This window comes from Dietzia sp. B19 (genome assembly GCF_014145155.1).
Taxonomy (GTDB): Bacteria; Actinomycetota; Actinomycetes; order Mycobacteriales; family Mycobacteriaceae; genus Dietzia; species Dietzia natronolimnaea.
The window spans coordinates 13304-14370 of record NZ_JAALED010000573.1 but is presented as its reverse complement, the minus strand read 5'-3'; the positions used below and the strand labels follow the sequence as shown (position 1 = coordinate 14370).

Here is a 1067-nt window from a genome sequence, read left to right as displayed (position 1 = left end):
GGCGGCCGCCGCACCGAGCCATGCGCGCTGAGTCGCGGGGCGCAGCGCCGCGACGTTCAGCCAGCCCTCGACCATCTGGGGGTCGTGGGGGATTGTGGCGACCTCGCGTGCGAGGCTGGTGAAGCCGTTGACGACGGTGCTGATGTTCGCGCTCGTAGCTCGTGGGTCTGCCTGCGAGACGACGACGACGGCGTGCTGAGCGAGCTGCGCCGAGCGTTCGCTGCGGTCTGCGAGTGCTTCGAGCAGCAGTGCGCCTGCTTCTGCGTGGTCGTCGCGTGTGGTCGTGGCCACGACGATCTGGTCGGCGTGATCGACCAGGCGGCCCCACATTGCATCGCTCTCATCGTTGCCGGTGTCGATGAACACGAGCCGGTAATACTTGCGGGCGACGTTCCAGATTGCGTCAACGTCTTCGGCGCTGAGGCGCTGTTCTGATGCAAGTGCGAGTGGCTGAGAGCGCAGCACGTCAAAGCGGTCGGCGGTCTGGTGGTGAACGTACCGTGCCAGGTCGGCCGACTGAGCGCCCGTGCCGAGCAATTCGGTTGCGGCGGGCAGGAGGTCGAGCACGGTTGATTCGTGCGGGCCTTGTTCGGTGCGCCAGCCGAGCGTGCCGCGCGTCTGGTTGGCATCCCAAGCCAGGACGCCAGCACCGCCGAAGCGGGCGAAGATCGCGCTGAGCAGCACGGTCGTAGGCGTCTTGCTCGCTCCACCCTTGCCGTTCACAACGGCGATGGTGCGCGGGCCGGGCCAGTGCTGCGCCACGGCGAATGTGTCATCGCGCTCGGCCTTCTCGGCCGGGCCGGGGGAGAGGCGCAGCCCGAGCCGGGTTGCGGTGCCTCGCCAGCCCTTCATCGCGGGTTCCTCAATGCGAGTGCTCTTCAAGAACGATTCGCGCATCGCGCGACGGGTGACGATTGCCTGCGGCGCCCGTTCTGCGGTGTCCTCGTCTACAGGCGTCTCGGCCGTGATCGTCTCGGTGCTCGGGCGAAGATAGGGCGATGCGACCGGCTCGGGCTTCTCGTGGATTGTGCCGTCTGGGTGCACGATCATTTCCCAAGTGCCGTCTG

At 67.5% G+C, this 1067-nt stretch carries 1 protein-coding gene; it reads right to left on the bottom strand.

The features are described 5' to 3' along the window. Positions 1 to 1050, bottom strand: a 1050-nt coding sequence (locus G6020_RS16275) for an AAA family ATPase (RefSeq protein ID WP_206682246.1), incomplete at its 3' end; no start/stop codon positions are given. Positions 1051 to 1067 lie beyond the last annotated feature (17 nt).